Origin of the sequence: Bacillus sp. L_1B0_5 (assembly GCF_000836715.1) — a bacterium.
Lineage (GTDB): Bacteria > Bacillota > Bacilli > Bacillales > Bacillaceae_G > Bacillus_A > Bacillus_A thuringiensis_S.
Window position 1 is genome coordinate 1 of sequence record NZ_JXIS01000172.1, and the last position, 9,074, is coordinate 9,074.

Consider the following 9,074-nt stretch of genomic DNA (forward strand, 5'->3'; position numbering starts at 1 on the left):
CACTTCTAAACGAAGTGAAAGTGGGGGGAGTTCAATAAAAGTGAATTTTGGGTATTTGTATAGATGTAATTTTAATTAACTTAGTTTTGTTTATTACTTCTAGAGATATAAAAAAGGTAAGTATAGAGAAATTAGTTGAAGTAAAGTGATATTTGGTTATTTTTAAAGATGGGAGACGGTTATTGTGGAACCGTCTCGCGTTTTTATTTTCATATAAAACTTTCAAGAAATAAATTTAGCAAACCATGCGATATAATATGCACCTGGAACTAATATAACCTGAGCAACTAATGTACCTAATAACCTTGAAATTAAAATCATAAATGTGAAATTCTTAAGTTCCCAATAACTTCGATTGTCTTGTACAACTTTATCAGTTAAAAAAGACAATTTAGGATCAATAAGCAATGTTAATAGAATCGTAGCTACTCCTGTAATAATATTGGATGAAGACATCGCTGCTTTATCATAATCAGGAATTAATAAGGTTGCATACAACGCAGACATAACACCTACTGTAAATACAGCAGAAACAACTGTATTGGTAACAAATAATTTAATTGATATATTTTTAAAATTTACTCCTTCTAGATTATTTTTATTTATTAAAACAAAATAGTTTTTCATTCTTTTTAAATTAGTACTATTTATTAATTTGAACATGTTTAAAAACGAACCATCTTTTGATAATGGTATTAGCGCTTTAGAAAAAACCTTCATAAAAAATGGCACTAATAATCCTCCAAGTATTACTCCCATAGTAGAACCTAATAACAAAAATCTAAATTGGTTAATTAGTAATTCTAATCCACCATTTTTTGCTGCACTATCAACTAAAGAAGCAGTAAATGGTTGTTGAAACATATTAGAAAATCGAGCAATTAAAGACATAATATTGTATATAGCAAAAGCCGATGCAACTAAAGCTAATTTCGCCCCAACAAGTCGAACTCCATATCCTAAAACTTCTATAGAAGTCATAAGCATTAAAAATAAAAAGATACAAATTACTTTAAATGTAATAAACTCCATAACCATACCCCTTAAGTTTCTATAAATGCATAACTTAATAATTATATTACAAATATTCAATATTTTCATTATAATATAAATCAATTTCTATTTTATAATTACAGACTATACTTCTTTAATTTGAATGTTGGTAGTACCTTTTAATAGAATTTCCTCTTGGGTTTAACGAATATTTTTTGGTAAATAATATATTTAAACCATTAATTAAGGGGGACTAGTATGCCGCAGGATCGAAAAGAAGAAGTTCAAAACGATACATATGAAGGAAAAGAGATCATGCCAGATAATCCACAATATTTACCGCGTCATGTGCAAATGGAGCTGCCTCCCGAATTTTCTATAAATCCTCTTTTTGCCCGCAAGGGAGAATCAGTCGTTCCGCGCTTTAACATGCCTGATGAAGGCATGTTACCAGAAACAGCGTATCAAATCGTCCATGATGAAATTACTCTAGATGGCAATGCACGCTTGAATCTTGCAACGTTCGTTAGCACATGGATGGAGCCAACCGCAGAGCACCTATATGCCAAATCATTCGATAAGAACATGATTGACAAGGACGAATATCCACAGACAGCTGAAATTGAGGAGCGGTGTGTTCGCATTTTAGCCAATCTCTGGCATTCCCCCAGCCCTCTTAAAACTATGGGCGTTTCAACAACTGGATCGTCGGAAGCATGTATGCTCGGGGGGCTTGCGTTAAAGAGACGCTGGCAAAATGCACGCAAAAGAGAGGGGAAGCCGGTGGATCGACCTAATATTGTGTTTAGTTCTGCTGTTCAAGTCGTTTGGGAAAAATTCGCGAACTATTGGGAGGTTGAACCACGCTATGTAAAGGTTAGCCCTGAGCATCCCCGGTTGGATCCTCAGGGGGTCATTGCAGCCGTGGATGAAAATACGATTGGTGTGGTACCGATTCTTGGTGAGACTTATACCGGACTTTACGAACCGGTTGCTGCCATTGCAAAAGCATTGGACGATTTACAGGAGAGGACGGGGCTCGACATTCCTATGCATGTGGATGCGGCTTCGGGCGGATTTATAGCCCCGTTTCTCCAACCAGATTTAGTCTGGGATTTTCAATTGCCGAGAGTAAAGTCCATCAATGTATCCGGACATAAATATGGATTAGTCTACCCTGGTTTGGGTTGGATAATTTGGCGGGAAGCTGATGATCTCCCTGAGGATCTAATCTTCCGCGTTTCCTATTTAGGCGGCAACATGCCAACTTTTGCCCTGAATTTTTCACGTCCTGGTGCACAAGTACTCCTGCAATATTACAATTACCTGCGCCTGGGGAAAAAGGGGTACTATGATGTCCAAATCGCTTCTCAGAAAGTCGCTCTTTTTCTTAGCAAGGCAATTCAAAAGATGGAACCATTTGAACTTTTGTCCGATGGTTCGGATATACCGGTTTTCGCTTGGCGACTGAAAAATGGTTACACATCAAACTGGAATCTTTATGATTTATCTCGACAATTGCGTGTGTTCGGTTGGCAAGTACCTGCCTATCCATTGCCTCCAGATCTAGAAGCGGTGACGATTATGCGCGTCGTGGTTCGAAATGGATTCTCTGTGGATCTCGCGCATTTATTTTTGAAAAACCTCAAACAGGCTGTTGCCTTTCTGGATTCGCTGGATGGGCCTATGCCTCATGATACGAAATGTGATAATGGCTTTCATCACTAATTGGGGGCAGCTCCCGTCGTCGTTAAGTTGAGCTCAACACCCATAACTTTTCGAGCTATCCACTGGGAAGCGGTACAGAAAAGCTGATGGTTTCAACCAAGGGATACATGATGATAGGTGATGAACAAATTGATGCCAGAGGGCTTTACAATACCAAATCATATGCCCAGTTTGCAGAAATCTATTGGCTTTTCTTCTTTTTTTCTGGTTTCGATAGATGGCTTGAATTACATAGAGTTAATGAAGGACTATCTATCATAAACCGAATGAAACAGTTGAATTTTATGCAGATTGACTCCCCAGAACACCTTTTTGATTAAAATTTTTTAAAAATAGATTTTTTGTATTTGCTATTAAATAAGGCTTAAAGAACTTTTTTATCAATCTTTATTTCAAAGCTAAACGGACCTCTATGGTTATAATTCAAAGGAGTGAACAGTCGATTCACTCCTTACTTTTATTATTCCCTACTGAAACTTTTCAAGAACTTTCTGGTCAATGAGGACATGTAACGTTCCTTGATCCAGATTGCAGCGATCCTGGTCTGGAGGGAAGGACTGTCGATTTCCAGACTACAGTGGTACGCCAGCTCAAACGCGGATTGCGTGATGATTCCTATGCCGAGGCTGGTTTTCTGACAAGTCTCGTGGATAGCTGTTGAATCAGCGGTAAATGACCAGAGGTCGCTCGCGCAGCTCTTCGAATTATTGTTTGATGCCCTTATTCAAGTTGTGAAAGTCATTTTTTGGCGTTTGTAAAACAGAATATTCTTTCTATTATTTCTACAGTTGCGATCTATTTACATATAAGGTTATAAGGATTATATTGGCAATGTAAGTGAAAACAATAGATGGAAGGGGATGTTTTTTATGTTTAAAAAAGCAGCACTAGGGATTTCATCGTTAGCAATCACAGCGTTTGTCGGATTAGGAATGGCAACAGAGGCTTCTGCTGGACCAGCAGCACCACTTACTTCACTAAACGTCGTACAAGTAGAGTCTGAACTGGGTGGAGTAGAAACAATTAACCAGAACAGCTTTAGCACATCACGTAATCACGGAGGGAAATACTTATATATTACTACGAAAGAAATGGGATATGGCCAAAATCCATTTGCTAAAATGAATGGTTCTAATGTAAAAAGTATTGGATCCACTATAATTGGCGGAAGACCGATCGTTGGCTGGTATTATAAATGGGATGCTTCTGGGCACCAACAAGGAACGTTTGAGTACCAAAAGACATCTATAAATGCACCATTTAATACAATGCGTACATCAATTTATATCCAATAATTTCGAAAGCGTTCGCACATATAAATAGTCAAAGAAAAGGAACTCCTAGGAGTTCCTTTTCTTTGACTTGAACCATGTTCCTATATATATTCCCCACCCTATAAAAACACTTCCTATAAAACAGAATCCTAGACACCAATAGACTTCATTTGAAAAATAGTTTACATATGTATGGGTAGTAACAGTAACGCCACATCATGAATATGAGATGCGTTACGCCTTCTGGTCTAAGAACCTACTTTATAGAAAGTACCTTTCTTATATATCTTACCACATGTAACATTAAGTTTATTAAGCATTTAGTTAATATGCACAATTACATAGTAAATATCTTTTAAATAGGCGAATAAGAAAAATGCAAAATAAGTCATTCTAAACATATTCCAGATAACCCCTAATTTTTTATTAAGTATTTGTTTGGCGCTCAATAATAGAAGGAAGTACTGTTTGCATTCCATTTAACAAATCTAACAAATTCATATCATAAATTTATTTCTATTCACTAGGAGGTTGAGTTAATTAGAAAGAAGCATATGCAATAAATAATACTGTCTTAGATAACATCCAACCACTCCAAAATCCCGTAATAAAAAAGGAGGGAGAAGGTATCTTTTATTGAAGTTTGTTTATAATAGCTTTTTAACTTGTTAGGGGAAGTCATAAAGGAGATTAGTAATCTCTTTAATTATTTTTATTTTCCTTATAGTATTGGACTTATTGCATTAGAAAATTCAAATTTTGAAAGAGGAATCAATAAATATGAGTAAGAAAAAAGATACGTACCTATCAACTTAAGGATAGAAATTAAATGGGTTTTTGTTTAAATAAACTAAACAAAGGGGCGTTCTTTATGTGTACTAGTTTGACATTACAGACAAAAAACGGACAACATCTTTTTGCAAGAACAATGGATTTTACATTAGATTTCAATCAAGAAGTAATAATAGTTCCTCGAAGTTATCGATGGAACAATATAACTGGTGAAACTATTGAAACGAAACAAGCAGTTGTCGGGATGGGGATTAACTATCAAGGGAGGGTCATTCTGGCAGATGGTGTAAATGAATCAGGTATGACATGTGCAGCACTTTGTTTTCTGGGATTCTCCACTTATGGTAACGATATGGATGGTTATAAAACAAATCTGGCTCCATTTGATTTTGTGGCATGGAGTCTCACACAATTCAATTCTGTCGAAGAGTTAAAGAAATCTGTAGATAGTATTTCTTTTTAGATGTACCATTATCTGTTTTAGGAGTTACCCCACCGCTACATTAGATCTTAGCGGATAAATGGGGAGAATGTATTGTATTAGAGCCGACAATTGAGGGGCTAAAAATGTATGATAATCCGCTAGGGGTAATGACCAATATTCCTGAGTTTAACTGGAATTTACAAAATTTAAGACCATATATAGGTCTTAAATCGCAGCCATATGCATCAACCCAATGGGGGGATGTACCATTAAGTGCTTTTGGACAAGGCTCAGGTTCGATGGGACTCCCTGGGGATATCATTCCACCATCAAGGTTTGTTCGGGCGGCGTATAGCAAACAAAATATTCAAGGGATAGATAACGAAGAGGAAGGGGTATCGGCCATTTTTCATATCTTATCAAATTGTGAGCTTCCAATAGGTGGAGTGATAACGGAAGAAGGTACATTAGATAATACCATTTATACAAGCGCAATGTGTATGGAGTCTGGTATATATTATTATCATATCTATGATTGTAGACAAATTATAGCCATACATCTATTTCATGAAAATTTAGATACAGATGAAATTAAAACTTATTCATTTCAGCGTAAACAAAAGATATATTATCAAAACTAATTAGATTTGGAATAACATCAAAGAGGCAAACTTAATTAAGTTTGCTTTTTATAATAGGGCATACGACTCATGCTATAACTTTTAAACACTTACACTGACATTTTTATATATAGTATTTTTCACTATATTTGTAATCATTTTAAGCGAAGGGTACGTGATTGAGATGAATAATACATATAATGAAAAGACACATACTTCCATTAAACAATTATTGAACAAATTTTCACCCAAAGCCCCTGGCTTTGCATGTATTGCTAGTTTTGATAGTGGAGTAGCGTATAAAGGTGCAGTTGGCTTAGCTTCTATAGAGGAAAATTTACCGATAACTACAAAGAGCGTTTTGAATATCGCCTCAGTTTCTAAACAATTTACAGCGTTTTCTATATTACTCTTAGAACAAGAGGGAAGATTGAGTTTAGATGATTCAATTGTAAGGTTCGTCCCTTTTATAGGAACATATGCTGAACCTATAACACTGAGACATCTAATTCATCACACTGGTGGACTAGTTGATTATATGGAATTGGCTGAAGCAGAAAATATTAAATTTACTGATACATTAACAGTGGAAGAATCATTAAAACACCTTTATGGTCATCAAATTGCAAGGTTCCCTGTTGGCACAAAATTTGAGTATAGCAATACAGGATATTTCTTATTATCACAAGTGGTAGAGAAGGTAAGTGGCAAGTCTCTACGTCAGTTTACAAAGGAGCGTATTTTTGACCCTTTAAATATGAGAGATACAACAATTATAGATCACTACCCAACTACTATACCAATTACTAGTGGGTATTCGAAGAATGAGCAAGGAACATATAAAATCTATGAAAGCCCTTGGGAACATACAGGTGATGGGGCAGTTCATGCAACAGTTGAAGACCTGGTAAAGTGGGGAGAAAATTTAACTACAGGTACCGTTGGCGGAAAAGAACTTGTTAAAAGAATGAGCGAAATAGGTCCGGAAATTTCTCCAACTGGGGAGACGATTATTGACAATGAAGATTATGCTTTTGGGCTAAGGCATGCAGAAGGTTTTAACTGTCGATACTTGGAACATTCAGGTAGCTGGGCAGGTTATCGTTCATACTTCATGCGGTTTCCAAAAGAATATTTGTCTGTTGTAGTACTAAGTAACTATGATGGATTTGACTCTAAAAAATATGCTAATGAAATAGCAGAAATTGTTTTAGAAAAGTAAAAAATAGGGCGTAGAAGACAGTATCTAGATTTGGTTAACCTCACCTTGTTTTAGGTTTAATTGATTTTGAGAACGGAAGGCAAGCATATATTTATGCCTGCCTTTTTTCGTATTAAAACGAACATAAATATTAATATTTATACAGTTAAAAAATAATTAGAAATTCTTTAAATATAGTTTAATTAATGAGGTCGAATTTTAAAATTTTTTAAATTTAAATATAAAAATTATATATTATGATTATCAAACTTAATTTTATTAAAAATTGAAATGTTAATTAATATTCCTATTGCTATTAAATTGACCATTAAAGAACTTCCACCAAAACTTACAAATGGAAATGGGGTACCTGTAAGGGGAAATAGTCCTGTAATACCACCTAAATTTACAACAGATTGCATACCGATCATACATCCTATACCAATTGCTATAAAACTGCCGAATGGATCTACACATAATTGTGCAATTTTTAAGGAGCGAAGTACTATAGTCAAAACTCCAGCCAATATAATAAATACACCAATAAATCCTAGTTCTTCAGAAACTATCGCCATTATAAAATCAGTGTGTGGTTCTGGCAGATAACCTGTTTTTTGTATACTATTTCCAAACCCACGACCAGTGATTCCTCCAGAGCCAATGGCAATAAAAGAATTTACAAGCTGGTATCCATTTCCTTGCGCATCAACAAAGGGATTGAAAATCGTAGTAATACGTGTCTTTTGAACTTCTGATAAACTATATTGAATCAAATAATATAAAATAGGTAACCATAAAATAGAACCGATGGTAGTTCTTTTGATTAGTAGATTTATATTTATTCCTGAGCAAAGAAATATGCTAAAACCTATACCTAATATTAAAAGTGCAGATCCTAAATTTGGTTGTTTAAAGATAAGAAAAAAAATTGTAGCTAAAAAAAATAAAAGTTTTCCGATACCACTCCAGTTATTTTTAGCTTGTTCTTGTCGTAATGCAAAAAAACGGGCTGTTACAAGTATTGTTCCTAATTTAAGAAATTCAGCTGGCTGTATTCCAAAGATCCATGATTGAGCATTATTTACCACTTTTCCTTTCCATAAAACCATAATTAATAAAAAAATCCCCCCAACCATAATACAGGTTGAGATTATTCGTTTTTTCCATATTTCATATGGGAGTAAAGCACAAACTATTAACCCTATCGTTCCTAAAAGTAGCTTTGTTAATTGAGAATCAACAAAATGTCTACTGTTATAACCGTAATGTTGGACAGCGACAATGGAGCTTGCACTATACATCATGATAATACCTAAAGTACATGTTATGAATAGAGGAAGGAGCAATAGATAATCGAGTTTTAATATTTTTTTCATTTTATTATCCTCCTGATTTAAAACAAAACATAATATTCCATTTGCTAATGAATAGAATCTTGTTCTCGTCAATTATTAAATATGACTTTTGTTTAGGAAGATTCTATTGCTTACTCCCTGTTTTTTTACGCAAAAATCCCCCTAGTATGTAACTAGAGGGATTCAAAATGGCATGACTAAATAAGGCTTTTCTCCCCCTAGTAGAGCTTTGGCACTATACAACGTAAAGTAATGAAAATTCATTACTTAGCTATCTTAAGAAGAGCCTTAATCCGACAATTCCTGTTCTACCCATTGGCGTCTTTCGACATTTTTGGGCAATAGCCTGTGTTTGCATAGGAGCCTCACCTAACAGGTTAAGCAATATAAATTTTATGTGTTTGTTTCGTGTAGCAAGCATAAATATATTTTTTTTGCTTGTCAAGTAACCATATTGCTAATTTTATCTGTTTTATTGCTTTATAGTCCTTTGAGAAATGATATGAGAAAATGTATGTAATCATTCTGTATAAGTATATATTTTCAACTTGTAGTGTATAGTTTGATTAAGTAGTTTAATCATATAAATTTGATAAACAGTAAAGAAGATTTTAATCATAAAAGAAGATTTTTTTATCATTTTAGCCAAGAAGACTCCTTCCTCAAGGAACGCGAAGTGAGTAGGTG

Annotated in this window: 6 protein-coding genes, 1 pseudogene and 1 riboswitch; of the genes and pseudogenes, 5 read left to right on the forward strand and 2 right to left on the reverse strand. The window is 34.7% G+C overall.

Features of this window, described 5'->3' with window-relative positions:
- Positions 1 to 222 precede the first annotated feature (222 nt).
- The gene (locus tag RT27_RS31160) at positions 223 to 1,032 is read right to left on the reverse strand and encodes a DUF2837 family protein (RefSeq protein ID WP_043939080.1); all 810 of its coding nucleotides are present in this window, start codon (positions 1,030 to 1,032) and stop codon (positions 223 to 225) included.
- Between the two features lie 219 nt (positions 1,033 to 1,251).
- Between RT27_RS31160 and RT27_RS31165 the strand changes: the two genes are divergently transcribed.
- The 5 genes and pseudogenes from RT27_RS31165 to RT27_RS31185 all read left to right on the forward strand — a co-directional run bounded on the left by RT27_RS31165 (position 1,252) and on the right by RT27_RS31185 (position 7,053).
- A complete protein-coding gene (locus tag RT27_RS31165) occupies positions 1,252 to 2,721 on the forward strand; it encodes a glutamate decarboxylase (protein ID WP_043939082.1) in 1,470 nt (489 codons plus the stop codon).
- 110 nt (positions 2,722 to 2,831) lie between these two features.
- Positions 2,832 to 3,041, forward strand: a complete 210-nt coding sequence (locus tag RT27_RS31170) for a hypothetical protein (RefSeq protein WP_043316496.1) — start codon at positions 2,832 to 2,834, stop codon at positions 3,039 to 3,041.
- Between the two features lie 549 nt (positions 3,042 to 3,590).
- Positions 3,591 to 4,016, forward strand: coding sequence for a DUF4879 domain-containing protein (locus tag RT27_RS31175; protein ID WP_000472918.1), 426 nt, complete (start codon positions 3,591 to 3,593; stop codon positions 4,014 to 4,016).
- An 850-nt stretch (positions 4,017 to 4,866) separates the two neighbouring features.
- A pseudogene (locus RT27_RS31180) lies at positions 4,867 to 5,852 on the forward strand (choloylglycine hydrolase family protein).
- Positions 5,853 to 6,015: 163 nt separating this feature from the next.
- Positions 6,016 to 7,053, forward strand: a complete 1,038-nt coding sequence (locus tag RT27_RS31185; RefSeq protein ID WP_043939086.1) for a serine hydrolase domain-containing protein — start codon at positions 6,016 to 6,018, stop codon at positions 7,051 to 7,053.
- A 227-nt stretch (positions 7,054 to 7,280) separates the two neighbouring features.
- Here the strand turns inward: RT27_RS31185 and RT27_RS31190 are convergent, their stop codons facing one another.
- A complete protein-coding gene (locus RT27_RS31190; protein WP_043939088.1) occupies positions 7,281 to 8,408 on the reverse strand; it encodes an FtsW/RodA/SpoVE family cell cycle protein in 1,128 nt (375 codons plus the stop codon).
- Between the two features lie 186 nt (positions 8,409 to 8,594).
- Positions 8,595 to 8,771, reverse strand: a riboswitch (M-box (ykoK) riboswitch).
- Positions 8,772 to 9,074 lie beyond the last annotated feature (303 nt).